The organism is Psychrobacter sp. UBA6739 (genome assembly GCF_002453835.1).
Taxonomy (GTDB): domain Bacteria; phylum Pseudomonadota; class Gammaproteobacteria; order Pseudomonadales; family Moraxellaceae; genus Psychrobacter; species Psychrobacter immobilis_A.
On sequence record NZ_DKHR01000028.1, the window covers coordinates 37011 to 63002 of the forward strand.

Annotated in this window: 22 protein-coding genes; 16 read left to right on the plus strand and 6 right to left on the minus strand. The window is 42.3% G+C overall.

Translation table 11 applies throughout. From position 1 onward, the window contains the following. Positions 1–9 precede the first annotated feature (9 nt). From gshB to lpxC, 8 genes are all read left to right on the plus strand, one after another. Positions 10–993: a glutathione synthase gene (gene gshB / locus B2575_RS06835; RefSeq protein WP_296240739.1), complete on the plus strand. Its 984-nt coding sequence runs from the start codon at positions 10–12 to the stop codon at positions 991–993. A 338-nt stretch (positions 994–1331) separates the two neighbouring features. Next, entirely contained in the window at positions 1332–2432 is a 1101-nt protein-coding gene (gene murG, locus B2575_RS06840) for an undecaprenyldiphospho-muramoylpentapeptide beta-N-acetylglucosaminyltransferase (protein ID WP_250163102.1), read from the plus strand. A 68-nt stretch (positions 2433–2500) separates the two neighbouring features. Beyond that, positions 2501–3940, plus strand: a complete 1440-nt coding sequence (gene murC / locus B2575_RS06845; RefSeq protein ID WP_296240742.1) for a UDP-N-acetylmuramate--L-alanine ligase — start codon at positions 2501–2503, stop codon at positions 3938–3940. A gap of 26 nt (positions 3941–3966) precedes the next feature. Then, positions 3967–4974 (plus strand): D-alanine--D-alanine ligase, encoded by a 1008-nt coding sequence (locus tag B2575_RS06850; protein WP_250163101.1) that lies wholly within the window; start codon positions 3967–3969, stop codon positions 4972–4974. 570 nt (positions 4975–5544) lie between these two features. Further along, positions 5545–6339, plus strand: a complete 795-nt coding sequence (locus B2575_RS06855; protein WP_250163100.1) for a cell division protein FtsQ/DivIB — start codon at positions 5545–5547, stop codon at positions 6337–6339. A gap of 167 nt (positions 6340–6506) precedes the next feature. Next, positions 6507–7799: a cell division protein FtsA gene (gene ftsA, locus B2575_RS06860; RefSeq protein ID WP_198329470.1), complete on the plus strand. Its 1293-nt coding sequence runs from the start codon at positions 6507–6509 to the stop codon at positions 7797–7799. 235 nt (positions 7800–8034) lie between these two features. Next, the gene (ftsZ, locus tag B2575_RS06865; protein WP_045444174.1) at positions 8035–9240 is read left to right on the plus strand and encodes a cell division protein FtsZ; all 1206 of its coding nucleotides are present in this window, start codon (positions 8035–8037) and stop codon (positions 9238–9240) included. 372 nt (positions 9241–9612) lie between these two features. Next, positions 9613–10530 carry a UDP-3-O-acyl-N-acetylglucosamine deacetylase gene (gene lpxC / locus B2575_RS06870; protein ID WP_045444177.1) on the plus strand — a complete coding sequence of 306 codons (918 nt, stop codon included), beginning with the start codon at positions 9613–9615 and terminating at the stop codon, positions 10528–10530. Between the two features lie 298 nt (positions 10531–10828). On the opposite strand, the gene B2575_RS06875 is transcribed toward lpxC, so the two are convergent. Next, the gene (locus tag B2575_RS06875; protein WP_201581977.1) at positions 10829–11344 is read right to left on the minus strand and encodes a hypothetical protein; all 516 of its coding nucleotides are present in this window, start codon (positions 11342–11344) and stop codon (positions 10829–10831) included. A 262-nt stretch (positions 11345–11606) separates the two neighbouring features. Between B2575_RS06875 and B2575_RS06880 the strand changes: the two genes are divergently transcribed. Next, positions 11607–12335, plus strand: a complete 729-nt coding sequence (locus B2575_RS06880; protein ID WP_045444182.1) for a CHAP domain-containing protein — start codon at positions 11607–11609, stop codon at positions 12333–12335. A 113-nt stretch (positions 12336–12448) separates the two neighbouring features. Here B2575_RS06880 and B2575_RS06885 read toward each other — a convergent pair whose 3' ends face one another. Next, complete coding sequence (locus B2575_RS06885) at positions 12449–13177, minus strand: hypothetical protein (protein ID WP_296240756.1); 729 nt, start codon at positions 13175–13177, stop codon at positions 12449–12451. Between the two features lie 223 nt (positions 13178–13400). After that, the gene (locus B2575_RS06890; RefSeq protein WP_045444184.1) at positions 13401–13709 is read right to left on the minus strand and encodes a YhbY family RNA-binding protein; all 309 of its coding nucleotides are present in this window, start codon (positions 13707–13709) and stop codon (positions 13401–13403) included. Positions 13710–14052: 343 nt separating this feature from the next. Here B2575_RS06890 and B2575_RS06895 point away from each other — a divergent pair, with 343 nt between their 5' ends. The 7 genes from B2575_RS06895 (at position 14053) to B2575_RS06925 (ending at position 21708) form a co-directional block, all read left to right on the plus strand. Continuing rightward, complete coding sequence (locus B2575_RS06895) at positions 14053–14685, plus strand: RlmE family RNA methyltransferase (protein ID WP_045444188.1); 633 nt, start codon at positions 14053–14055, stop codon at positions 14683–14685. Positions 14686–15086: 401 nt separating this feature from the next. Next, the gene (ftsH, locus tag B2575_RS06900; RefSeq protein WP_055124711.1) at positions 15087–16982 is read left to right on the plus strand and encodes an ATP-dependent zinc metalloprotease FtsH; all 1896 of its coding nucleotides are present in this window, start codon (positions 15087–15089) and stop codon (positions 16980–16982) included. Between the two features lie 172 nt (positions 16983–17154). Next, positions 17155–18051 (plus strand): dihydropteroate synthase, encoded by an 897-nt coding sequence (gene folP / locus B2575_RS06905; RefSeq protein ID WP_296240761.1) that lies wholly within the window; start codon positions 17155–17157, stop codon positions 18049–18051. Positions 18052–18080: 29 nt separating this feature from the next. Beyond that, complete coding sequence (locus B2575_RS06910; RefSeq protein WP_045444191.1) at positions 18081–18362, plus strand: succinate dehydrogenase assembly factor 2; 282 nt, start codon at positions 18081–18083, stop codon at positions 18360–18362. Between the two features lie 92 nt (positions 18363–18454). Then, on the plus strand, positions 18455–18898 hold the full coding sequence (locus tag B2575_RS06915) for a hypothetical protein (RefSeq protein WP_296240763.1): 444 nt from the start codon (positions 18455–18457) through the stop codon (positions 18896–18898). Positions 18899–19199: 301 nt separating this feature from the next. Further along, positions 19200–19943 (plus strand): YidB family protein, encoded by a 744-nt coding sequence (locus B2575_RS06920; RefSeq protein ID WP_296240764.1) that lies wholly within the window; start codon positions 19200–19202, stop codon positions 19941–19943. Positions 19944–20250: 307 nt separating this feature from the next. Next, the gene (locus tag B2575_RS06925; RefSeq protein ID WP_296240767.1) at positions 20251–21708 is read left to right on the plus strand and encodes an anion permease; all 1458 of its coding nucleotides are present in this window, start codon (positions 20251–20253) and stop codon (positions 21706–21708) included. A 64-nt stretch (positions 21709–21772) separates the two neighbouring features. Here the strand turns inward: B2575_RS06925 and B2575_RS06930 are convergent, their stop codons facing one another. The 3 genes from B2575_RS06930 to trmB form a co-directional block, all read right to left on the minus strand. Beyond that, a complete protein-coding gene (locus B2575_RS06930) occupies positions 21773–22891 on the minus strand; it encodes a regulatory protein RecX (RefSeq protein ID WP_045444195.1) in 1119 nt (372 codons plus the stop codon). A 57-nt stretch (positions 22892–22948) separates the two neighbouring features. Continuing rightward, the gene (gene recA / locus B2575_RS06935; protein WP_296240770.1) at positions 22949–24001 is read right to left on the minus strand and encodes a recombinase RecA; all 1053 of its coding nucleotides are present in this window, start codon (positions 23999–24001) and stop codon (positions 22949–22951) included. A 1030-nt stretch (positions 24002–25031) separates the two neighbouring features. After that, complete coding sequence (gene trmB / locus B2575_RS06940; protein ID WP_296240772.1) at positions 25032–25883, minus strand: tRNA (guanosine(46)-N7)-methyltransferase TrmB; 852 nt, start codon at positions 25881–25883, stop codon at positions 25032–25034. Positions 25884–25992 lie beyond the last annotated feature (109 nt).

Genomic DNA, 25992 nt, shown 5'->3' on the forward strand with positions numbered 1-25992 from the left:
AGCTTTATCATGAGCCAAGAAAATCAAAAAAAATCGTTAAACATACTCGTTATTATGGATCCTATCGAGCAGGTTAATTATAAAAAAGACACGACCCTTGCGATGATGTGGTCGGCACAAGACCGTGGGCACAGCCTTGGCTATTGTCAGATTCATGATTTGTGGTTGGATCGTGGGCAACTGATGGTTGATACGCAGCCAGTGACCGTCAAGCGCGATCCTAAAGATTTTTATACATTAGGGGATAAAGCGACAGCGCCAATCAGCGACTATGACGTGGTGTTGATGCGTAAAGATCCGCCGTTTGACATGCGTTTTATTTATGCCACTTATATGCTTGATCATGCCAAAGCGGCAGGCGTGCTAGTGGTCAATGATCCACAAGCGATACGTGATTGTAATGAAAAGCTATTTGCCACGTGGTTTAGCGATTATATGAGCCCAACGATTGTGACCAGTAAACAGGTGCATATTCGCAAGTTTATCGCTGAGCAGCAAGACGTCATTGTTAAGCCATTAGATGGTATGGGCGGTACGGGTATTTTCCGTTTGACCGCAGATAGTCCAAATATCGGCGTCACGCTTGAGATTTTAACCGAGCTTGAAACCTTGCCGATTATGGCGCAGCGCTATTTGCCAGAGATCAAAGAAGGCGATAAGCGCGTGTTGATCGTTGATGGTGAAGTGGTCGATTATAGCTTGGCGCGTATTCCTACCAAAGGCGAGACCCGTGGTAATCTTGCGGCGGGTGGTAGCGGTGTTGCGATGCCGCTCACTGATGTCGAACGTCAAGTGGCAGAAGTCGTGGCACCTATTGTTAAAGAAAAAGGTCTAATGTTCGTCGGGCTCGATTTAATAGGTGGTCGTATTACCGAGATTAATGTCACCAGCCCAACGTGTGTACGTGAGATTGATGATCAATGCGGTACAGATATTGCGACCGATTTTATCATCGCCATTGAGAATAAAGTAGCAGTTTGCGCAACACTGTAAGGATAGAGTGATTTATCACTAAGCTATGAGCACAATACTTAAAAAACAGTGTGCTAAGATAGATTGATAAACAGCATCTTTTCATAGCGCATAAAAAGGCGATAAAACGTCATTTATAAACGATGCTTTTATGATTTTTCGATAGTATTTATAAAAGCCAAGTCGTGATTGCTCGCGGCTTGGATTTTTGTTATTGACAGTGCATAAAGTGCTATATATCAGCCAACGATTTACACTATACTATGCGAGATTTTATAGGGTCATTATTGGCTGATGACTAAGATGATCATAGGATAATAAGTCCTTCATATAAATAAAGAAAAGATAGGCAGGCGTTCATGAAAGCACCGCATATATTAATGATGGCCGCGGGTACTGGTGGGCATGTGTTCCCAGCGCTGGCAGTGGCTGAGGAATTGACTCAGCGTGGTGCGGTTATTCATTGGCTAGGAACGCCAAATGGTATGGAAAACGGCTTGGTTGCACCGACTGGTTATCCTTTTCATGCGATTGAGATGCAGGGTTTACGCGGTAAAGGAATCGGGCGTTTATTGAAGTTGCCAGTGACTTTATTGTCAGCGACGATGGCAGTTATAAAGGTGATTCGTAGTAATCAAATTGACATAGTTGTCGGTTTCGGTGGTTATGTGACTGCACCTGGCGGCATCGCCGCACGTCTGACCAATACGCCTCTGATTATCCATGAACAAAATGCCATTGCAGGCATGAGTAATCGCTACCTATCCAAGATTGCAACCAAGGTGCTGCAAGCATTTGAGGATACCTTTGCCAATAGTGCACAGGATGCTAAGCTTGAAACGGTGGGTAACCCAGTACGCAATGCCATCACTGGTGTCTCTGAACCGACGGTGCGTTATGATGTTAATGACAACTCACCGCTCAAATTGTTGGTGGTGGGTGGCTCACTTGGTGCACAAGCCTTAAACGACACTGTGCCAAAAGCGCTGGCATTGCTCAATCAGCCTTTTGAAGTGCGTCACCAATGCGGGCGTAACAATGAGGCTGCCACACAAGCGGCTTACGATGAGCAGGACTTGAGTATGCACAAATTTGTGGTACAGCCTTTTATCGACGATATGGCTGCCGCTTATAATTGGGCAGATGTTATTGTTTGCCGAGCAGGCGCATTGACGGTTACGGAAATCCAGAACGTTGGTATTGCCGCAATTTTTGTACCGCTGCCGCATGCGGTAGATGACCATCAGACTGCTAATGCCCGCACTTTAACCTCACACGATGCGGCGATTTTGTTACCGCAGTCTGAGTTGACAGCGCAGCGTTTGAGCAATGAGCTTGCTGCCCTTAATCGAGAGAAGTGCCTAGCGATGGCCAAAAAAGGCCATGCCCTTGCCAATCGAAGTGCGAGCAAGCAAGTTGCTGATATTATTTGGCAAACGCTGAAGCCTATATTATTATAACTGACTGTTTTTATTGCCAATTATTTTGATACACTAAATTGTATTAGCCTTTAATAAAGAGAAGCCCTATGTCTAACCCTGCGAAAGCTCTACCTAAGCGTTTGATTGAAATACCAGAAATGCGTCGTATTCAGCATTTGCATTTTGTCGGTATTGGTGGCTCGGGGATGTGCGGCATCGCGGAGGTGATGAACAATCAAGGATATCAAGTAAGTGGTTCTGATATTGCTGAGAGCTTAGTAACCAAACGTTTGGCACAGATTGGTATTGATATTGCGATCGGTCATGATTCTAAGAACATCGCTAATGCTGATGTCATCGTTGTATCGTCAGCGATTGATCGCAGCAACCCTGAAGTAAAAGCGGCATTAGAAGCACGTTTGCCAGTGGTACGCCGTGCCGATATGCTGGGCGAGTTGATGCGTTATCGTCACGGTATCGCTGTTGCTGGCGCTCATGGCAAAACCACCACGACCAGTTTGTTGACTACCATGATGGCAGAAGGGCAACTCGATCCTACCTACGTGATCGGCGGTAAGCTGAATGCATCTGGTAAAAATGCTGCGCTGGGTAGCAGTCGTTTCTTGGTGGCAGAAGCCGATGAGTCTGATGCGTCGTTTTTATCGTTACATCCGATGGCCGCGATTGTCACCAATATCGATCAAGACCATATGGAAACGTATGAGAATAGTTTTGATAAATTAAAAGCCGCTTATATTCAGTTTTTACAAAACATGCCATTCTACGGTTTGGCGGTGGTCTGCGGTGATGATCCAGAATTGTATGCCATGATTGATGATATTGGTCGTCCCGTACTGACCTTTGGACTTGAGCCTTTTAATGATGTGCAAGGTGTTGATTTGGTTACGGAAGGCACGAAAACTCACTTCACGGTACTGCGCCGTGACCGTGAACCTTTACGTTTGACCCTCAACATTCCTGGTACTCACAACGTTTATAACGCACTTGCTGCTATTACCATGGCGACTGATGAAGGGGTCGATGACGAAGCGATCAAACGCGCTCTGCAAAAATTTGAAGGCGTTGGTCGCCGTTTTGAGCAGCATGCTTCTGTCAGCCTTGATGAGGGTAATGTTTTATTGATTGACGATTATGGCCATCACCCAAAAGAAGTCGATGCCACCATTAAAGCGGCGCGTCAAAGTTTCCCTGAACGTCGTTTGGTAATGATGTTTCAGCCGCACCGTTATAGTCGTACCCGAGATTGCTTTGATGATTTTGTTGAAGTACTCTCCAGCGTTGATGAATTATTATTATTAGACGTATATTCAGCAGGTGAAAGCCCAATTACTGGCGCTGATACCAAGTCATTGGCACGTAGTATTCGGTTGCGCGGTGAAGTTGAACCGACGATTATTGACAAGGACAATTTAGCTCCTGTCATGCAGCGTTTATTAAAAGCCAATGACATGCTCATTACTCAAGGTGCAGGTAATGTAGGGCAGATCGCTGTCGACTTGGCTGCCAATAACCTTTACATTAAGTAAGCTAAAAAATTCTAGGAACGATCTTCATGACGACTGATACTAAAGAAAATACCAGCACTCAAAATGCAGATAATTTAGAGAGCAATGATGCCACTCTAAACACGACGACCAGTGATGCAAAAGATGCCAGACAGTTTGGTAAAGTGGCGGTTGTCTACGGCGGCAGTAGCAATGAACGCAGCGTGTCATTAGACAGTGGTGCTGCCGTATTGCAGGCGCTACAAAACCAAGGCGTTGATGCCACTCATTTCGACCCTAAGCATCAAGATATCACAGAGCTACGCCAGTATGACCGCGTGTTCAATGTGTTGCATGGTCGCGGCGGCGAGGATGGTTTGTTGCAAGGTGTGCTGCAATGGTTTGATATTCCGCAGACGGGTTCAGGCATTCTGGCATCAGCGCTGGGTATGGATAAGGTTCGTACCAAGCAATTGTGGCAGGGTTGTGGGTTAGCAACCGCGCCATTTTCATTGTTAACAGCTGAGACTGACTGGCAGCAAGTGGTCAACATGCTAGGTCTACCACTTATTATTAAGCCCGTTCATGAAGGCTCGAGTATTGGTATGACTAAGGTCAACAATCTTGACGAGTTGCCAGCGGCTTATGCAACGGCGGTACAGTGCGGTGATGCAGTTATGGCTGAGCGCTGGATTACTGGTCGCGAGTTTACAATCGTCATTATCGACGATGAAGCTTATCCAGTCATTCGTCTTGAACCTGCTGATATTACCAACTTCTACGATTTTGAAGCCAAGTACAATCGTAATGATACCAGCTACTACATTCCCTGTGGTCTGAGCGCTGCTGACGAAAAGCATTTACAAGATCTGAGCCTTGCAGCGTTCCGTGCCGTTGATGCTAAAGGCTGGGGACGCATCGATGCTATGCAAGATGAAGCAGGCAACTTCTGGTTGCTTGAAATCAATACAGTGCCAGGCATGACCAGCCATAGCTTGGTTCCGATGGCAGCCAAGGCTCGAGGCATGGACTTTGATGCATTGTGCTGGCATATTTTAGCGCAGACATTAGAGTGACTGGTATAGCAGTTATTGCTTAAACAGTGATTTAGCAATGCTACTTTTTAACATTGCTCATTTTTTAGTATTGTTCATAATGCTATTGATATTTATTAAGGCAGTTGTCATTAATAAGCTGTCTTAATAAACCAGTGATAAAACTTATGAATCATTAGAGTTAAATTTTTCTTATAGCCTGAGAATACTACTAGACTAGATAGCCTGAGAATACTACTAGACTAGAACGGGTTAATGTATCACTAGAGCTGCTATACCACAGCGTCATGTAAACTTGTGTAAATTCGTTGTCACTAGTAGGGGTTAAGCTATTGTTTAACCATAAAATACGTTAATATTGTAATTATAGGTCTGTTTTAGTGATATTTCTGTTTTCTATGAATTTAGCCCATAAGTTATTCATAAATTAAGAAAAATGTTACGTTTAAATGAGCATAATGTCATCCTATAAATCGTTTTAGTAAAATATTTTGATAATATGTCAACTTAATAGGCTTCTGCAAAAATATGCAGAGTTACATTTATAAATAGCATGATCAGTTTTATGCAAATATAGGGACAAAGGTCGTTATGGCTCAAACTGTCAACGAGGTAACTGACTTGATGAGTGATAAAACCCGTCGCCCAAACTCTAAGTTCCAAGTACCGACTTCGCTCAAATATTTTTTTATGGTATTGGTACTAGGGTTGCTCGTACTGATATTGATAATGGGTGGAAAAGCGTTGCGTGATGCACCGCCAGCTTCTATCCATGTGAATAATCAGGGTTTGACAGTTACCCAGTATCGCGCATTGCAACAGGTTATGAATCAACAAAAGGTAAGCAGCTTTTTTACCTCTGATTTGCAAGCATTAAGAGATATTACGACGGGTCTGGCTTGGGTTGATCAGGTCAGTATTTCTCGTGATTGGCAACGGGGCATAGTCGTTACCGCATTACCTAAGCAGGCGGTTGCTAATTTTGGTACAGAGCGTTTAGTGGATGCAAAAGGTGCAGTTTTTGTCCCTGCTGATAGTAAAGATCTGACGCAAGAACGCTTCGCCACCTTACAAGGTGAGATAACGCAAGCCCCAGTTATCATGCAGCAGATGCAGCAAGTTAACGACTGGTATACGCCACTTGGTATGCAAGTCGAAGATATTATCCTGTCACCAAGAATGACTTGGCTGATTCGTTTTGACAATGGACTGCGTGTGATTGTTGATAACGAGAATACTGCGCAAAAGCTGCTGAGTTTAAGTCAGCTGCTCGGCAATCAGTTAAGTGAGCGTCGAGGCGAAATACAGTCTGTAGATTTGCGCTATAAAAATGGTTTTACCATTGCTTGGGATATGGCACAGCCAAAAATCGATGAAGCAGAATAACGATAGATAGATAGCATAAACAAAAACTGGTTAGCATTTTAGTTTGAGCTATTTTGATAGTTTGTAGCACAGGATATACAACATCATAGCGTGTTGATAACGCTTTTTTTAATGATCTAATGGAGACGTCATTTGGTCTCCTGTTTAGCGATAATTTGTCTGGTACCATGAAAAATACTGAAAATCTGGTTGTTGTCCATCTAAGTGCCACGGCAGTCTATGTCGTCATTGGTAACGTTGTCTCTGCAAAAGACATCCGTATTCTGGGCGTGGGACAAGTCAAAAATAGCGATTTTTACCAAGGTCAAATAAAACACCGTGAACGTCTACAAGGTGCTATTAAGCAAGCCATTCAAGAAGCAGAAGATACTGCCAATTGCCGCGTGCACAGTGTGTGGTTGACCCTAGCAACACCGGAATTATCGAGCAAAAATAGTGCAGGCGAGGTACGTGTAGAAGATGAGGCGGTACGTGCCAAAGATATGGTGCAGGCGTTGTCTAATGCCAAGTCACGCGATCTATCATCAGACTATTATTTAATGCATTGCTGTCAGCAGGGCATCTATGTTGATGATCAAGATTTCATGGTGGATGATGCGATCGAAATGATGGCGCATAATATTACTGTGATGTATCACATGATGATGATGCCCGTTGCTAGTCGTCAGAATATCCAAAAATTACTGCAAAGCTGTGATGTTGGTATTGATCACATTGTATTTGATGCAGTGACGAGTGCTGAATATAGTTTGATGAGTGACGAGCGCCAGCAAGGGGTTTGTTTGGTAGATATTGGTGCTAGTACGACCAGTATTTGCGTTTATAAAGAAAACAAGCTGATATTTACCCATTGTATCGCGACAGGTAGCCACGAAGTAACGATGGATATCTCAGCTGATTTTGGTATCTCCATGATTGAAGCTGAAAAGCTGAAAAAGACCCATGGTACTGTCGATGTCAATAGTGTCGATCCTAGCTCATTCTTTATCTTTAAACCACAAGGAACAGGTGACGAGATTAATATTGGTATCTATAATCTAGCCCGTATTATTGAAGCGCGCTATGTGCAGATATTTACGGAAGTTGCTCGTCAATTACATGAGGCTGATCTCATCGGCTATATCGACAAAGGTATCGTACTCACAGGTGGCGGTACGGCGATTAAAGGTATGATACCCTTTACCAAAAAATTGCTCAAAATGCCCGTAGTATTAACCAACACTCATCCTGCTATTAGTGCTCATAATCATTTTGATAATGATGAGTCATTTAAGCAGCTAAACAGTCAAGTAAATGATCGTGCTTATCAAACGGCATTTGGTACACTATTATATAGTCAAAGCGAGCAGTTTCGCCGTAGTGAAAAAAGCGAGCCTGAAGCGATTCAAAAAAATCGAGTCACTGGTGTTTTTCAAAGTGCAGGGCAGCGTTTTGCTAGTGTACTCAAAAAGATATTATAATCTGTTAGCAAAACATACTTATATTAAGCAGTATAAGAGTATGCAGCTATATAATAGGCAAGAATACGAAAAGCAACACCCTATACCATACTGGCATATTTTGGCTAGCACAATTATCTAAGCCATTGCCCTGTTTTATTTAAATACAATTATATATAGTAAGTCGATAGCGCGCCATATAAGTGTGTTACCAAGTATCGACCATCACGCTATCTGCAACTGGAGAAACCTTTTTATGTCAAAATACACCATGCCAGATGATAACCAGCCTCAAAATAACGGCCAAGCAAGCTTCACTGTATTCGGTGTTGGTGGTGGTGGCGGTAATGCGGTTGAACATATGGTACAACAAGGGATTAGAGGTGTAACGTTCGTCTGTGCTAATACGGATAAACAAGCGCTTGATCGTTTAACTGCACCGCATAAATTGCAACTTGGCGCAAAAACGAATCGCGGTTTGGGCGCAGGGGCGAACCCAGAAGTTGGGCGTGAAGCAGCAGAAAGCGAAGAAGAAGCCATCCGTGCATTACTCGAACATTCAGACATGGTGTTCATCACTGCTGGTATGGGCGGTGGTACGGGCACAGGTGCAGCGCCTGTGGTTGCTCGTATTGCTAAAGAAATGGAAGTGTTGACAGTTGCCGTCGTGACTACGCCATTTAAGTTTGAAGGTGGCAAACGTATCAAGGCTGCTAAAGCTGGTATTGAGCAATTGACTAACTTTGTTGATTCTATCATTACGATTCCGAATGATAAGTTGATGAGTGTCTATGGCAATATCTCTATGCAAGATGCCTTTAAAAAAGCGGACGATGTGTTATTGCATGCGGTTCAAGGTATTGCTGAAACTATCGCTAGTGAAGGTATGATCAATATCGACTTTAACGATATCCGCACTGCTATGACTGCCAAAGGTCATGCGATGATGGGTATCGGCCGTGCTAGCGGCGATGATCGTGCGCGTCAAGCAACTGAGAAAGCCATCAGATCACCATTACTTGATGACTTGCGTTTAGAAAATGCAAAAGGTCTATTGGTTAACGTAATTTCTTCTGAATCACTCTCATTGGATGAGATGAGCAAAATCAGTGTTATTGTCGAAGAAATTACAGATATTGACGATGCACATATTTTCTATGGTTCAGTGATTGATGAAAAAATGGGTGATGACTTACATGTCACTGTTATTGCAACGGGTCTGACTTTAGATGAAAACGCTGGGCAAGAGCCAGAAGTAGTCGAGACACCAGTTCCTTCTGTCAATAGCACTCAGCCTGTTGACCCCAACGTGCATACCAGTGCTTTAAACAGCCAGAAGCAATCGCAAGCTCAGATGTATCAAGAAACGGCTAGTGCTACTCGCTCAAGCGCGCCTCAAGAGCAAGCGAAAACCAAAACTAATAGCATTCAAGACTATCTAAAACGTCAACAAAATAAATAATATTTTCAGATGTTTGGAATAAAAAAAGCCAGTACTAAGTTGCTGGCTTTTTTGTGCGTATAGAAAATGTCGATATATTAGCAAACTGATTCAGCTATGAGCGCGCTCTATTTATAAAAATCGCCTCTCAATGCGAAAATAATCATTAATAAATAGGCGTATAAAACAATTTATGATTGTAACATTTGGCTGTTATTTCCCTGTGTTAACAGAGGCAATGTGATCAATAAGACATGAGAACCATCAAAATTTATTGACGATAAGTGTTATCAATCAAGGAGATAAGGAAATTAGCGAGTTTTAACTATGGCGAACTAGGGGCGGGTAATGATACACTATGGCAATTGTAACAAAATATGTGAGAAGACAGCCATGAACCAAAGAACCATAAAAACTGCGATTGCTGTTACAGGTATTGGTCTCCATAGTGGTCAGCCTGTTGACTTAGAGTTTCATCCGCAACCTATTGATACGGGTATTGTTTTCGAGCGTTCTGATATCGAAGGCAGTCAGCCGATTCCAGCCAGTGCTTTTTTAGTACAAGATACTATGATGTCGTCAAACCTAGTGTTTGGTGGCACACGTGTGGGGACGGTCGAGCATTTGCTTAGTGCCATTGCAGGACTTGGCGTGGATAACCTTTTAATTCGTGTATCGGCCTCAGAGATACCGATTATGGATGGTAGTGCCGCTCCTTTTGTAGCGTTGCTGCTTGACGCAGGATTCTGCGAGCAAGACGCTTTAAAGAAGTTTATAAAAATCGTCAGACCTGTAAGAGTAAAAGTGGATGATAAATGGGCAGAACTGCGTCCTTATGAAGGGTTTGAGCTAAATTTTGAGATTGATTTTGATCATCCTGCTATCGACAAAGATTTTCAGCATGCACAGTTGCAGTTTTCGACGCAAAACTTCATTGAGCAATTGAGCTCAGCCCGTACTTTTGGGTTTTTACGAGATATAGAAGCCTTACGTCAGAATAATTTGGCGTTAGGAGGCAGTATGGATAATGCTATTGTTATTGATGAGGTAAATATTCTTAACGAAGAAGGTCTGCGTTTTAATGATGAGTTCGTTCGCCATAAAATTTTGGATGCTTTAGGTGATTTGTATTTGATTGGCTATCCGATTTTGGGTCGCTTTAATGCTTATAAATCTGGTCACGCGTTAAACAATTTATTGGTACGTGAGATACTATCTGACCATAATAATTTTGAAATTGTAACTTTTGATGACAATGTAACGTGCCCAATTCAGTATTTACCTCTCGAAGGTTTGACTGTTGAAGGATGAATACAGGAATATACACGAAGTATCGAAACATTTACGCAATATTACATAATCCAGCAGTAATTACATTCTAATAATATTCGTTTTTTTGAATGTATTGTTTAGATTATTTTAACAATTCTGCTCTAGAGTAGAGAATATCAAAGCTGTGGATAGTTTTTCAATCATCTGTTGGTGACGTTCATAATGTGAACGGAGTTAGCAGGTGATTTTTTTTGTTTGCGTCATTACAAAATCGCAGCGTTATCAGCTGATTTTTACGGTTTTGTTTACACAACTTTACATAGCAATATTAATAATTTCAATGATTTGCCAGACGCAAAAGTGCTTTTTTGAGATTTTCATCAGTGGTGACATGCTCTGCGGCCTGTGATATAGTCCGCTTTGTGTTTTGGCTAAGAGCCTGATTTTCATTGGCTTTACTAGACTTTGACAAAGTTGATGCTGCTGCTGATAGTTGTTTAGATGAATGATTATCAGCTGAATTTTTAGCGACGACGACGCGAATTTGCTTGAGTTGTTTAAATGTAATTGACTGCTCTGTTAAGACTTGCAAATAAGCGCTCTGCAAATAGCGAATATGATTGGCAGCAGTCATTGAGCCCACACTGAGTATTAATTGCTCGGAGGTGAGGCCTACGACCCAACAGGTATTAAGAATTTCTTCAGGTAGACAATCTACCAATAGCTCTTTTACCTCGTTGGTCGCTTCTATGTATAGCCGCATATTGTCAGCAAGCGTTCGGGGTAGTGCGCTACCAGCAAAAGCTTGATGGTCGATAAGTTGGGCAAGCCGATTTGGCTGTTTTTTTGACATCGTGATGACTCATCTAATAGGTGACAAAATCGATATTCATAATTGACATGCTAAAGGCAATTGATACTGAACGATTTGCGAGACAGTGAACTAAGCGGAATAGGGTATTAACAGATAATACCAGCATTAGTCACTACAGAAGAAATAGCGGGCTGTTTTAACAAGGATTTTATCATGTTTTGTAATGATCATCTCCTCTAAACTAATTGATGCTTTGTCACGGATGACGAGCGGTCTTGTATTAACAATAGGTAGTAAATTTATGAAACAAGCTTTATTAATTTTGTCAGTATTGGGAATGGGTATAGCACAGACAAGTGGTGCTGTCGAAACAACCTTTCAACCAAATAATACCTTGAGTCATACCATCACTAACATCTCTGCTTCTGCGAACTACGGTTCTAGCCGCAATATCTATAGCACTAACAGTGGTGCTCATGTATATAGCAATGATGAGATCAGTCAAGCCATTGATAATTTAAGTGCGCATGCCAAGCAAAAAGAATACCAGCTTGCTTCGCTTACCAGCCGTTTGTCTTATGAGCAGCGTCAGCAGCAATCAAGCCGCGCTCCTGATCGCAATTCTGCTCCTGCTATCGCAGCGGCAAGTGCATCGCGAGTAGCGTTATCTAGAAGCTCTGGCTACTGTGCTCGCTATGTACGTAAAGCGCTACAATCAGCAGGTTACGAATTTACGCCTAACCCTTCAGCTTATCAGTATGCTTCTCGCGGCACACTTGCTCAAGCAGGTTTTACCAAGATCAGTAATGATATGCAGCCACAAGTGGGTGACGTCGTTGTCTATAATCGTACGTCAAACCGTCCACATGGTCATATCCAGATCTTTGATGGTAACGATTGGGTATCTGATTTCCGCCAAAACAGCATTAGCCCATACAGTGGCACTTACAGCTATACGACATGGCGTGATTCGCAATATGTCGATGATGCATCAGACCGTGGTATTTACCTCGCGATGGCTGACAAATAATAGCCAGCTAGATGTAACCTATGTTAAAAGTTTTCTCCAAATCCAGTAATGCCTTTATAGCGTTGCTGGTTTTTTTTGCGCTTTGAGTTGTGATGCTTAAGTTAAAAGTAGAGTTAAAGCTCAAATTTCGACCAGTGGCTACGATTGTGAAAGTCAGGCGGGGAGGCGTGGTTTGGGGCAAAATATAAAGCAATCTCACCAAACCATAAAATAACACAAGGATGTATTTGCTCAATCACAGTATTTGCGATGGTGTATTGCTTATTGGATCGTTGGATTACTGGTACATTAAAGCTGCGCTCATAATGATGAGGTTTATTTGCTAGTGATGGATCATTAAATGAAGAATTCTCCACGTACCTTAATGTTGGCTTTACATTATTTATCCAATTAATAGACGCGCGCGCTTGTCCATCAGCTGCATGTAAGGGTGTTGGTGGTAAGGTCGCAGGATTACGATAGCTTTCAAATTGATATAGCGCGTAACGACCGTCTGGATTGGCATTAATCTCGATATAGGGCGTTGCCTTTTGAGCATCTGTTAGATTTTCATCATTTATCAGACGACCAGCGATAAAACACTCAAGGCAAGTCTCTTCCCACAAGTAATCATCGAATCTTACTTGCGCTTGCTGCCACACTGACCAGTTTAGCTGCTTTGCTAGCAGTTGGTTGGGCAGGGTGAGTTGATAGGTTAGCTGTAAGTATAGTGATGGCTGTCGAATAATCTGAGCACGCACCTTTATACAGATGCGCTGCAACTCATCCACTGTTACACCCAGTTGCTGCGCATCGTTTACTATGGTTTCGGTGGCCACATAGAGATTGAATGATTGATTCATAAGTTAAGACCCGACAATGAAAATATAGAAGTAACTATAAGAAAAATTGTACCGACTAAGCGAGCTAATATTACACGCTAAGTAAATCTAAAACGAGCAGACAACATAAAAGCCGCGAGCAAGATGCATCGCGGCTTTTACATTTATCGTCGCCATGTGGCTATGATTTGAGTTGATATGGCATACCATACCATCACTCAAACCAGCTGGTCATCACATATTATTATGCATGACGTGCTAAATTAGACAATTTTGGGTTGGCGTTTGGATTTTTACGTAGTAACAATGCCATACGACCAATAGAATGAACCAAAGACGCGTTAGCCGCTTTGGCAAGTTCCGCACCGATGACATCGCGCTCTTCTTTTGTGCCAGCAGGCAGCTTTACTTTGATGAGCTCATGATCTGATAGCGCGCGATCAATCTCTTCAGTAATGGTTGGGGTAATACCTTTGTTGCCAATCATGACGATAGGTTTGAGGTCGTGACCAATGCCTCTTAGGCGTTTGATGGTAGCGTTATCGAGTTGCATAGAATTCCTAGGTGTTGGTAAAAATAAAAGACAGTGCTATTAAGAGCAGTTGACGACCATTATAGATAATCTGTGGTCATCTTGCATGAGATCAGCAGGATTTTGCACGATTTTACGTGATGAAAATGTTAAACTGAATGTTTGGGCACATTATAAACGCTACTGTCTGATAAATCAGTGTTTTAACCAATAGAATTTAGTCAGTTTAAGACTGCAAATGTATAAAAATCTTGATTGATAGCATATTCGAATGAATTTAAACCATATCGAAAGTGCTTCATAAATCTTTTAGCTACTTCAGTAATATGTATGAATGTTTTGCAAAGCAATAGGAGCAGGTATTTTGGCCACGCGTATCGAAAATAAAAAACTGTCAAAGAGTAGTAGCGCTTGGATGAAAGAGCATATTGACGATCATTATGTGCAAAAAGCGCAAAAAGATGGCTATCGTGCCCGTGCCGCCTATAAACTATTAGAAATTAATGAAAAGACCAATATTATTAAAAAAGGCATGACGGTTGTAGATTTGGGCAGTGCTCCAGGCAGTTGGTCTCAAGTGGCAGGTCAGCTAGTAGGCGAAAAAGGCATTTTGATTGCCTCTGATATTCTGCCGATGGATACATTGCCTGATGTGACCTTTATTCAAGGCGACTTTCGCGAAGCAGAAGTGTTTGATGCGATCATGGCAGAGGTTGGTGATAGGCAGGTCGATGTAGTGCTGTCCGATATGGCACCAAATACGGCAGGAAACAGCGCAATCGATCAGCCACGTATGATGTATTTATGCGAGCTGGCAGTGGACTTCGCGCTTGCAACCTTACCAGAAGGTGGCGCACTTATTATGAAAGTGTTTCAAGGTGAAGGCACACAAGAATTACGCAAGCAGATGCAGCAGGATTTTAGTAAAATCCGTAGTATTAAACCAGGTGCGTCACGACCACGGTCAAAAGAGATGTTTTGGATAGCGATTAAATAATCATAACGTCGTTATTTCACAGCCATTGTAAGCGAGATAATGTGTCACCATAACATAGTCTCATGAGCGTATTGAACTCGCTACAATCGTTAACTGAATAATAGCGAAACCTGCTTGAATTATGCAGGTTAGCACCACATATCATGGTATATTAACTTTGTTTCAAGCATATGTTTTAGGCAAAGTCGTCTGACAATAAGCGCCTGATGTGCTCATCTACGATAGATATATAGGTCATTGATATTTATAACTTGTGAAAACAGTCCCCATGCAGCATTTGAGTTGTATGAGTCTGACTTATAAATTTTGGCTATGAATATATTTACTAAAAAATGAGCGGTACGTTTATAGACGTCACGTGTTTAATAAACACACCAATAAGTAAGGGATGGGAATAACTAGTGAGCGACATGGTAAAAAATACCTTATTGTGGCTGGTGGTAATCGGCGTTTTGGTGCTGGTGTTTAGCGGCTTTGACCAATCATCCGAGCCGGATAGCCTTAACTACTCTGAGTTTGTGACCGCCGTGTCAGAAAACCAAGTAGCCAGCGTTGAAATCGATGGCGAGCAAATCACCGGCGAAAAGAAAAATGGTTCATCATTTGAGACCATTAGACCAGCTGTGTCAGATGATGAGCTCATGCCATTGCTGCGTGAGAACCAAGTCGAAGTCCAAGGGACTGCCCCAAAACGCCAAAGCGTCTTGATGCAATTACTGATAGCCAGTTTCCCAATTCTATTGATTATTGGTCTGTTTTTATTCTTCATGCGTAACATGCAAGGTGGCGCTGGCGGTAAAGGCGGTGGCCCTATGAGCTTTGGTAAATCCAAAGCCAAAATGTTGACTGAAGACCAAATCAAGGTGAACTTTGAAGATGTGGCTGGTTGTGAAGAGGCCAAAGAAGAAGTGGTCGAAGTGGTCGAGTTTTTACGCGACCCTGATAAATTTACCAAGCTTGGTGCGACGATTCCACGTGGTATCTTAATGGTTGGCCCTCCAGGTACCGGTAAAACCTTGTTAGCAAGAGCCATTGCTGGTGAAGCTAAAGTACCGTTCTTCTCTATCTCAGGTTCCGATTTCGTTGAGATGTTCGTTGGTGTCGGTGCATCACGTGTACGTGACATGTTCGAACAGGCTAAAAAGAGCGCGCCTTGTATCATTTTTATTGATGAAATTGATGCGGTCGGTCGTCATCGTGGCTCTGGTATGGGCGGCGGTAATGATGAGCGTGAGCAGACACTGAACCAATTATTGGTCGAAATGGATGGTTTTGAAGGCAATGAAGGCGTGATCGTCATTGCCGCGACCAACCGTGCGGATGTGCTTGATAAAGCGCTATTGCGTCCAGGTCGTTTTGACCGTCAGGTACAAGTAGGATTGCCAGATATTAAAGGCCGTGAGCAAATTCTTAAAGTGCATTTGAGAAAGCTGCCGAATACTATCGGTGTGGATGCCAATGCACTGGCTCGCGGTACGCCTGGATTTAGTGGTGCGCAGCTGGCCAACCTTGTCAACGAAGCGGCATTGTTTGCAGCACGTCGCAACAAGACCAGCGTTGATATGAATGACTTTGAAGATGCAAAAGACAAGTTATATATGGGTCCTGAGCGTAAATCAATGGTCATTCGTGAAGAGGAGCGCCGTGCGACCGCTTATCATGAAGCAGGTCACGCCTTAGTCGCTGAGCTACTACCAGGTACCGATCCTGTGCATAAAGTAACGATCATGCCGCGTGGTTTTGCGCTTGGGGTTACTTGGCAGTTGCCAGAGCATGACCAAACCAGCATGTATAAATCAAAAATGCTGAGCGATATTGCTATCTTATTCGGCGGTCGTATCGCTGAAGAAGTCTTTATCAATCAAATGTCGACGGGTGCTTCTAACGACTTCGAACGTGCAACCAAGATGGCCCGCGCCATGGTAACGAAGTACGGTATGTCTGATGCGCTTGGTATTATGGTTTATGAAGATGAGGACAGCTCGCAAGGCTATTTTGGCTCTAGCAGTCGTACGATTTCAGAAGCCACGCAACAAAAGGTCGATGAAGAAGTTCGCCGTATGTTAGAGGAGCAATATGATATCGCGCGTGAATTGATTGAAGGTAATCAAGAAAAAATGCATGCGATGGTAGATGCCCTAATGAAGTGGGAAACGATTGACCGAGATCAGTTGCAAGATATCTTAGCAGGTGAAGACCCACGTCCACCTAGAGTCTATCAGCACAACGAAGTCAACTTATCGAAGAATGATATTAAAACAACCAACTCAACACCGCCACCGTTACCAGCGATGTAGTTATTAATTGATTCATATTCAATAGAAAAAGCCCTTTATCATAAAGGGCTTTTTTTGTTGTCCATATTTCGTGAAGGGTTTAGTACAGAATAGAGTTTACTGGTATCATAAGCACAACGCATAACAAGCAGTCTGCAATAATTAGAATGTTTTAATGAGAGATAATTTGGTTATGTCCTTATTTCAGCCCTTACCCAGCTATAAGATATCAAGTCGTGATAAAACACTAGATCTATCGCAGCCTCATATTATGGGTATTCTTAATGTCACACCCGATTCGTTTTCAGACGGTGGACAGTTCAATGCGGTAGATAAGGCTGTTGCGCATTGTCAGCAAATGATAGAAGAGGGCGCGACTATTATCGACATTGGCGGTGAGTCTACTCGCCCCAATGCGAATGCTGTGGGCACGTCTGAAGAGCTGCAGCGTGTTGCGCCAGTGGTTCGAGCCATCCGCCGGCATTGCGGGGAGGATATTTGGCTATCCATTGATACCAGTAATCCAGAGGTTATGAAAGCGGCTTTTGACGCTGGTGCTGATATTTGGAATGATGTACGCGCACTCAAACGCGAGGGTGCAGCAGTACTAGCGGCTGAGCTTGATATACCCATCATGCTCATGCATATGCGCGGTGAGCCAACAACGATGAATAATTTGGCACAATATGACGACATCATTAGTGACGTAAGGGCTGAGCTATTATCGCGTATTGACGAAGTAACAGGAATCGGTGTTAAGCGTGAGAAAATTATTATCGATCCAGGCTTTGGTTTTGCTAAAAATTATGAGCATCATTGTGCACTATTAAGCCAGCTTGGCAGGCTACAAGCGCTTGGTTTACCGATGATGTTTGGCATTTCGCGCAAACGTTTTTTAGCGGAAGTATTGAGCAAGAGTGGCTTCGAAGTCGTTGCTACTACCAACGCGGTAGATCGTGATGTGGTAGGTACGGCAGCTGGTATCTTTGCCCTACAGCAAGGCGCTGGCATTATACGCACCCATAATGTGGCGATGATGCAGCAAGCAGTCGCCTTATGGCGTCAATTATCTGCGCATAATTATCCTTAATCCCAATTTAAAATAATGAGAGTACTTTTATGACCACCCCGATTCAGCCAGAACCAACCAATGAACAGCGCCGCATTATCTATCAAGCACGCCGCGGATTAAAAGAGTTAGACTTTTATATTGACCTTTATGTCAAAGAGATTTACTTAACGGCAGAGCCTGCTGAACAAGAGACGTTTGCAGAAATGCTGACTCATGAAGACCCTGATTTGTTGGATTATTTCACCAATCAAAATCGTCCAGAAAATGAAGAAATATGGGCGTTAGTCAATAAAATTAAGACATGGCGTCATACCAAAGATTTGACTTAAAAACTGATTTAGATATAAAAAATGGTTGTCTAGAGCTGGTATAGCTAGGCCTAAGTAACATAATGGTCTGCCGTTTTTTTTGGTGATAAAATATGACCTTGGCAAATTCGTTGCGTATTGATACGGCTATTTGGCCTGCCAGCTATTTGCGTTTGCTGCTTTATAGTGGGTTGACCGTCGTCATGGTTGTACTGGCATGGCTCGCTTCTTTATTGTTATGGCAATATGTGCTTATTTTAATCGTTACCGCCGCGGTGATTATTTATTTGACATTATCACGACCCATACTGCTGCACCTTAGCCAACCACCACTTAGTCATCGTGTTGAGCAGCATTGGCAGCTACTGCTCCGTACGGGTCGCGGTGATGAGCTATGGCAGGCACAATTAATCGCTGTCTCTGGATATCGATGGGCGATAAGCTTTGAATTCAATGTTATAGAGCCTTATCAGCGCTCTTTATCAGTGACCATCTTTCGAGATCAAGTGAGCCCTGAACAATGGCGAGAGTTGAATATTTTGGCTAGATTGTATTGAATACTTATAAATAGTACTTATTAGTACCATGGTTGAATGTTCAATATGCCTAACATAAACGCCGAAAATACGAGTTGAGGTAGTATTTTTTATAGCGCCCAATGAGCGGTTTTTTCCACGAATTTACGAACGCCTACATGTCATAACAAAACACCTATCTGGATAGCGAAAGAGATTTGTTATATTGCAAGAGAATTATGAATCGCATAAGTAAATCAAGCTGTTGCTTAATATATTAAATTAGCAGCGAAGTTTTTAGCGGTTTATAGATAATAAATAATATGACAAAAAGGAATCGAGAATGAGCTTATTAGGGAATTTGGTTAGTCAGGTGGCCCGTCGTGCGATGGATCCTGAAGATGCGCAGCGTAATCCTGTAAATCAACGCATTGATCCACGTCGTACAGGTGGTCTTGGGGATATATTGGGTAGCGTGCTCGGCGGTGGTAGTCAAACTGGAGGCTACAATCCACGCCAGTATGATCGTCAGCCAGACAATGGTTTTGGCTTAGATGATATTCTCGGTGGGTTAACAGGCGGTGGACTCACTGGTGGCAATCAACGTGGCGGCGTCAATTCTAATGCCGGCGGTCTTGGAGACATATTAGGCAGCGTATTGGGTGGTCAAGCCATGGGTGGTCAAACGAGAAAATCTGGATTCGGTGGTAAAGGTATGCTAATCGCTGCACTTATGCCAATGGTACTAAGCTGGATCAAACGCAATGGCGGCTTGAGTGGTGCATTATCAAAAATCACAGGTATGGGTTATGAAAACCAAGCGCGTTCTTGGATGAGTAACCAACAAGACAATGACAACCTTGATCCAAATGATATCAGTCAGTTATTCGATGAAAGTGAAATTCAGCAGGTTGCAGTACATACTGGTGCTAATGACGTAGAAGTCCGTCAAGGTCTTGCTGAGTTGCTGCCAGAAGTAATGAATCAGCTGACACCAAGTGGCAATTTAGATAATGAATCTGAAGCCAATGAAGAGATTGATCAAATCATCAATCAGCTATCTAGGCGATTAGGTGCGTTAAAATAAATTTATTTTTTAAAGAAAGTCGCAACGGTTAATGCCATAAAGTTAATACTATAAAAAAGAGTACGTTATCCAACGTGCTCTTTTTTATGGCTGTTAGTTTAACCCTACTATTGGTACTCTATTACTGAATATTTACTCTTTATTCTAAATAGATATGTTAAAAATGGTGAATAATAGAAAAATAATTCTATAAATCTTATAAGATGGTCATATGATTCATTGAGTCTTTTGTCGCAGTGGCTACTTTGATGATCCTTTATATAATATGACTGCGTGATGGTATAAGCATTTATAAGGATAGTTAATCATGCCATTTAAGCCTATTCAAGCAGCGGTTGCCATTTTGGTCGGCTTGATCATTTGGTTTGTGATACCTGTGCCTACTGGCGTCACCCCTGAAGCATGGCACATGCTGGCGTTATTCATCGCCACTATTGTCGCCATCATCGGCAAAGTATTACCCATTGGTGCCATTGCTATCGTTGCCGTCACCCTAGTCGCACTTACAGGCGTGACTAGTGATAGCCCAGCACAAGCCATTAGTGATGCATTATCAAGCTACTCAAGTCCGTTGATTTGGCTAATTGGTATTGCAGTTATGATATCGCGTGGCTTGATAAAAACGGGTTTGGGTCGACGTATTGCCTATTATTTTATTTCTATTTTTGGTAAAAAAACCATCGGCGTGGCTTATTCTTTGACTGCGGCTGAATTGATGATAGCACCCATTACGCCCTCCAATACGGCGCGTGGCGGCGGTATTATTCATCCTATTATGAAGTCTATCGCGCAAAGCTTTCATTCGACGCCAGAAGAAGGCACTCAAAATAAGATTGGTCGTTATTTGGCGATGGTGAACTATCATGCCAACCCGATTACTTCTGGGATGTTTATCACGGCTACTGCGCCCAATCCTTTGGTTGTAGATTTGGTGAATAAAGCCACAGGCGGTGATATTCAGCTGTCATGGACCACATGGGCAGTGGCGATGTTTGTACCTGGCATGCTATGTCTGCTTATGATGCCATTAGTCATTTATATAATTTATCCACCTGATGTTAAAATCACGCCCGATGCAAAAGGTTTTGCCAAGGAAAATTTGGCAGAAATGGGAAAAATAAGTAGCCAAGAAAAAATCATGCTCGGGGTATTTGCTCTGATGCTGTTATTGTGGGCGAATATTCCCGCATTGATGTTAGGTGAGCAATATAGCGTTGATGCTACCACCACAGCATTTATTGGTTTGACGACCTTAATATTGACTGGGGTACTGACTTGGGACGATATTTTAAAAGAGAAGTCAGCATGGGATACCATTATTTGGTTTGGCGCCCTTATTATGATGGCCGCTTATCTTAATAAGCTTGGACTGATAAGCTGGTTCTCTGGCAATATCGAATCGATGATTGGCACGACTGGGCTTGGCTGGATAGGGGCTGTGACTATTTTGACCCTAGTATACTTATATATCCATTACTTCTTTGCTAGTAGCACGGCTCACATTACTGCACTATTTGCAGCATTTTATGCGGTGGGTTTAAGCTTGGGCGCACCGCCGATGTTATATGCGCTTATCTTAGCCGCAGCGGGCAATATCATGATGACGCTTACGCATTATGCAACTGGTACTGCGCCAGTCATTTTTAACTCTGGCTATGTGACGTTAAGAGAGTGGTGGAGTATTGGCGCAATAATGAGTGTGGTCAATTTAGTTATTTGGATCGGTGCTGGTTTGATTTGGTGGAAAGTGCTCGGCTATTATTAATAGATCGCTCAAGTCATATTGTTTTATGTACAGATGGATGTATTTAAAAAAAGGTGAGGGTGGGTTAAAAGCGCTCATCTAATGTGTCTAATGTATAATTGAGCGCGGCAAAACAGATATCGCTCTGAAAGCCTCGATATTGCAAAAACCGTAGCTGCTTTGCTTTGTCTTTTTGTTCAGTGGGTATGTCATCGCCGTACTTCTTAGTGCGGGCTGTGACCGCCAGTTTGAGCCAATCGACACCATCTACCAGATTATCTGCACTATCATCTACAAACTCCCTAAACTCTTCTGACTCTGCATTTGCCATATCGATTAACTCATCGATATTACTGGGCATGGTAATTTTTTTACGATAAAACTCCTGCTTGATACGTCCGCGTCCCCGACCTTTACGGATATTTTCACGAATGAGCATGAGCGTCGTGCGATAATCACTTTGGTAGCCTTTTTCTTCAAACTCATCGAGTAGCGCATCAATTTTATCTAAGGCTTGCTCTTTATCAATAAGCTTTTGCTTAAGCTCAGCCTTGCCGTACTCACGGCGCGATAAATAATAAAAAGCTAACCAACGCAAGCGGCTTTCGGCTTTGATCTCATCTATTTCTGCTTGTCGTTGTTCAGGCGTGCGCAAATAGGCTTTAAGAGCAGCAGGTAGGTTATCCATCTGACTGTCGACTGTGCTGTGCGCAGAAGTGTTGGTAATGGCAGCATCGGTTGTATACTGTGATTCTTTGTTAAATTCATCATCAGTAGCCGTGCTATCGTCTGGTTCATCATGAATATTTTGTTTAACTTCAGCCAGCATCTCTTTGATACTTTGCGCTTCTGGTTGCTGATAAGCAGGCACGTCACTAGGCTCAGGGCTAAAGTTAGCCGCTGGGTGAAAACGCTTTTTACGTTTCTTAGTTTTAGCAGGATTTTTATTGGTAGAAGAGTGAGCCTCAACGGATTCTACTGAAAAGTCAGCATCGTCAGATAATGAATGGTCTTCATGATAGTAAGTTGAATGCTTGCGCGTCTTAGTTGTTTTTTTAGGATTGCCTTGATAGGAATGCTGAGAAAATTTGGAGGATTCAGAGTGTTTGGAAGATTTGGACGGTTTTTTTGATTTGATAGTCGGACTACTCGCTGAATCGGCATCGGATTCAGCGAGTATTTCAGCTAAGGTTTTAATGTTCATAACAATTTAATTTTCATAACAAGTCATGATTATTAATAGCGGTGAATAATTGCGCCGTTATTGTACAGGTTCAGAAACCAACGCTTCATTGGCTTTATCTTCGGCTTTGGCTTCTTTCTTTGATCCAAGCTTTTCCTCGCGAATTTTAGCTTCGATTTCTTGCGCAATCGCAGGGTTTTCTTTTAAGAACAGTACAGAATTGGCTTTACCTTGACCGATTTTTTCGTCGCCATAGCTATACCAAGAGCCTGCTTTGCCAACTGCACCAATTTCAACACCCAAGTCAATCACTTCGGCTAAGTGGTTGGTACCTTCACCATAAGTAATTTCAAACTCTGCTTGGCGGAAAGGCGGTGCCATTTTGTTTTTGATGACTTTGACACGGGTTTGGTTACCGATGATTTCATCACCATTTTTGACCGCACCGATGCGGCGAATGTCCATACGAACTGAGGCGTAAAACTTAAGCGCGTTACCACCAGTCGTAGTCTCAGGGCTACCAAACATAACACCAATCTTCATACGAATCTGGTTGATAAATACCACCATACAGTTAGAGCGTTTGGCGTTACCAGTGATTTTACGTAGGGCTTGGCTCATAAGCCGTGCTTGCAAACCCATATGTGAGTCGCCCATCTCGCCTTCAATCTCTGCGCGCGGCGTCAAGGCAGCAACTGAGTCAATAACAATCATATCAACCGCCCCAGAACGCACAAGCATGTCGGTAATTTCAAGCGCTTGCTCACCATTATCAGGCTGAGAAAGCAATAGCTCGTCAGTATTCACGCCAAGCTTACGCGCATAAACTGGATCTAGTGCATGCTCAGCATCAATAAAGGCACAGACACCGCCCTGTTTTTGACACTCTGCAATCGCTTGTAGCGTCATGGTCGTTTTACCTGAGCTTTCTGGGCCATAAATCTCTACGATACGGCCTTTTGGTAGACCACCAATGCCAAGTGCAATATCCAGACCCAACGAACCTGTTGATACTACATCGACATCCATAATAGCTGAGTCGTCACCTAAATGCATGATGGTATTCTTACCAAACTGCTTTTCGATTTGACCGAGTGCTGCTTTAAGGGCTTTGGCTTTATTGTCGTCCATACTGGATTCCTTGTCTTCAATCATTGGTTAAAACTATAAATTTGGTATGATAAATAAAATGTTTGTAACTACGAAGGTTAACGGCTCAATAGTGCTGATGGCTATCTAAATAATAGGCAGCGTTCGTTCAATGTCTATCTAGGATGAATGGGTTAGGGTGTCGATGGTGTAGACAGTAATATAGGATATATCACTCTACTATACAGTAAAATCAAATAACGATAAAAGTAAAATTAAGTTCATAATCAGTGCCAACAGATGTAATTTGTAGGTAAAATTATGCTCGTTAAGCCTTAACTGTTTTCTAAAGTGCGGTTGATTAGATAAGATGATTATAACAAAAACCAAGGAGCATATAGAGGATTCAATGATGCTAAACGACACTAACTGTCGCATTGTATATAAGTGATAACTTGTGTAATCTAGTTGCTGAATACATCCTATTTTTGGATAGGATAATGTCGCCCTTTGTCAATAGCATTAAAAGTTGTCCACAAGAAATAAAGCGTCTAAATTTAGCTTTTGTGAAACATCAGTGAGGATTAATTTAATTTAAAAATATATTAAAAATAAATTACAGTATTATGAAATGCCATTTAACTTACTGATTTAAAAGGTTTTTTAAATTGTATAAAAAATGAACGATTTTACCTCATCCTTTGAGCTATCTAGGGAAATTGTTGTCAAGTGCGTACTTATGCACAGGGTTATCCACAGCTTATGGGGAGAACTCATGAATCCCTTATACTATCAATGTTTGAGTAGATAGGTAACCTGTGAGTGTGGCGCTGGAATATATTTTTTACCCCTATATGTAGCATTATCAATTTAAAAATTCTATGAAAATAGACTATGTTTCACGTATTAAAAAAATTTTATTATTTTTAATAAAAATACTTATAGCTTGTCCATTAAGGGTTGTAGCTGAAAAAAATCAAATAATATTGTCATTAGATAATTTGCAAGCACAAAAAAGCGGCTAAATAATTTAGCCGCTATACAGAAGTCACCGAAGATAAGTGAGCCGAATCTAATCTTTGATATAGATTAAATCCCAAACGCCATGTCCACTATTTATACCGCGGCGCTCAAATTTGGTCATTGGACGAAAGTCAGGGCGGTCGGTGAAGTTACCTGCGCCTGCTTGATTGGTTAAACCAGTAAAACCGTCTAAAACTTCAACCATCCAAAAGGCATAATGCTCCCAGTCGGTTGCGGTATGGAACCAGCCGCCTTGCTTTAGACTACGAGTCACAATCGCCATACGTTCAGGGCTGACGAAGCGGCGCTTGTGATGGCGCTTTTTTTGCCATGGGTCAGGGAAGTAAAGCTGGATACGATCAATATGGTTTTCTGGTAGTTGCTTGAGCAGTTGAATAGCGTCACCGTTAATGATTTTGACGTTATTTAAATTTTGCGTACCTGCTATATAGGCGCATTTACCGATGCCTGGCTCGTGCACTTCGACACCAACGAAATTGCGGCTAGGTTCTGCTGCCGCCATCTCAATGAACGAATCACCCAGTCCAAAACCGATCTCTAAAGTAAGCGGTGCTTCACTACCGTTAGGGCTATCAGCGAATAGCGTTCGTAGATTGTCAATACCATCAAGATTGCCATCACCGAAACTGTTATTGACCAGGTACTCAGAAAATTCTGGCGCGGTTAGTGCCAGTTCGGCATTTTTATTCATGTGCGTACGTCGTTTCATAAAAGTATTGACGATACGTAGATGTTTGCTTTCTTCAGGCTTACTCTCATTACTAATACTGGCTTCAATGTCAATATCAGTATTGCTTTCGGTGTTAGTGCTGAGGACTTTTTGCTCATCAGTAGTATTCGTACTATCGATGTTATCATTAATATCAGGATGTTGACTCATAGGATTGACAAGGCTTAATAAAATGGGTGATGTATGCTTATTATAAGTTAAATCTATACAGCTGTGAACGCACAATCCTTTTTTAATATTGTTATCGCTGATCCAGCAT

Excerpts from the sequence above, each read along its gene's own strand:
- gshB (WP_296240739.1), top strand. The coding sequence starts at position 10 with ATGAGCCAAGAAAATCAAAAAAAATCGTTAAACATACTCGTTATTATG.
- murG (WP_250163102.1), top strand. The coding sequence starts at position 1,332 with ATGAAAGCACCGCATATATTAATGATGGCCGCGGGTACTGGTGGGCAT.
- murC (WP_296240742.1), top strand. The coding sequence starts at position 2,501 with ATGTCTAACCCTGCGAAAGCTCTACCTAAGCGTTTGATTGAAATACCA.
- B2575_RS06850 (WP_250163101.1), top strand. The coding sequence starts at position 3,967 with ATGACGACTGATACTAAAGAAAATACCAGCACTCAAAATGCAGATAAT.
- B2575_RS06855 (WP_250163100.1), top strand. The coding sequence starts at position 5,545 with ATGGCTCAAACTGTCAACGAGGTAACTGACTTGATGAGTGATAAAACC.
- ftsA (WP_198329470.1), top strand. The coding sequence starts at position 6,507 with ATGAAAAATACTGAAAATCTGGTTGTTGTCCATCTAAGTGCCACGGCA.
- ftsZ (WP_045444174.1), top strand. The coding sequence starts at position 8,035 with ATGTCAAAATACACCATGCCAGATGATAACCAGCCTCAAAATAACGGC.
- lpxC (WP_045444177.1), top strand. The coding sequence starts at position 9,613 with ATGAACCAAAGAACCATAAAAACTGCGATTGCTGTTACAGGTATTGGT.
- B2575_RS06875 (WP_201581977.1), bottom strand. The coding sequence starts at position 11,344 with ATGTCAAAAAAACAGCCAAATCGGCTTGCCCAACTTATCGACCATCAA.
- B2575_RS06880 (WP_045444182.1), top strand. The coding sequence starts at position 11,607 with ATGAAACAAGCTTTATTAATTTTGTCAGTATTGGGAATGGGTATAGCA.
- B2575_RS06885 (WP_296240756.1), bottom strand. The coding sequence starts at position 13,177 with ATGAATCAATCATTCAATCTCTATGTGGCCACCGAAACCATAGTAAAC.
- B2575_RS06890 (WP_045444184.1), bottom strand. The coding sequence starts at position 13,709 with ATGCAACTCGATAACGCTACCATCAAACGCCTAAGAGGCATTGGTCAC.
- folP (WP_296240761.1), top strand. The coding sequence starts at position 17,155 with ATGTCCTTATTTCAGCCCTTACCCAGCTATAAGATATCAAGTCGTGAT.
- B2575_RS06910 (WP_045444191.1), top strand. The coding sequence starts at position 18,081 with ATGACCACCCCGATTCAGCCAGAACCAACCAATGAACAGCGCCGCATT.
- B2575_RS06915 (WP_296240763.1), top strand. The coding sequence starts at position 18,455 with ATGACCTTGGCAAATTCGTTGCGTATTGATACGGCTATTTGGCCTGCC.
- B2575_RS06920 (WP_296240764.1), top strand. The coding sequence starts at position 19,200 with ATGAGCTTATTAGGGAATTTGGTTAGTCAGGTGGCCCGTCGTGCGATG.
- B2575_RS06925 (WP_296240767.1), top strand. The coding sequence starts at position 20,251 with ATGCCATTTAAGCCTATTCAAGCAGCGGTTGCCATTTTGGTCGGCTTG.
- B2575_RS06930 (WP_045444195.1), bottom strand. The coding sequence starts at position 22,891 with ATGAACATTAAAACCTTAGCTGAAATACTCGCTGAATCCGATGCCGAT.
- recA (WP_296240770.1), bottom strand. The coding sequence starts at position 24,001 with ATGGACGACAATAAAGCCAAAGCCCTTAAAGCAGCACTCGGTCAAATC.
- trmB (WP_296240772.1), bottom strand. The coding sequence starts at position 25,883 with ATGAGTCAACATCCTGATATTAATGATAACATCGATAGTACGAATACT.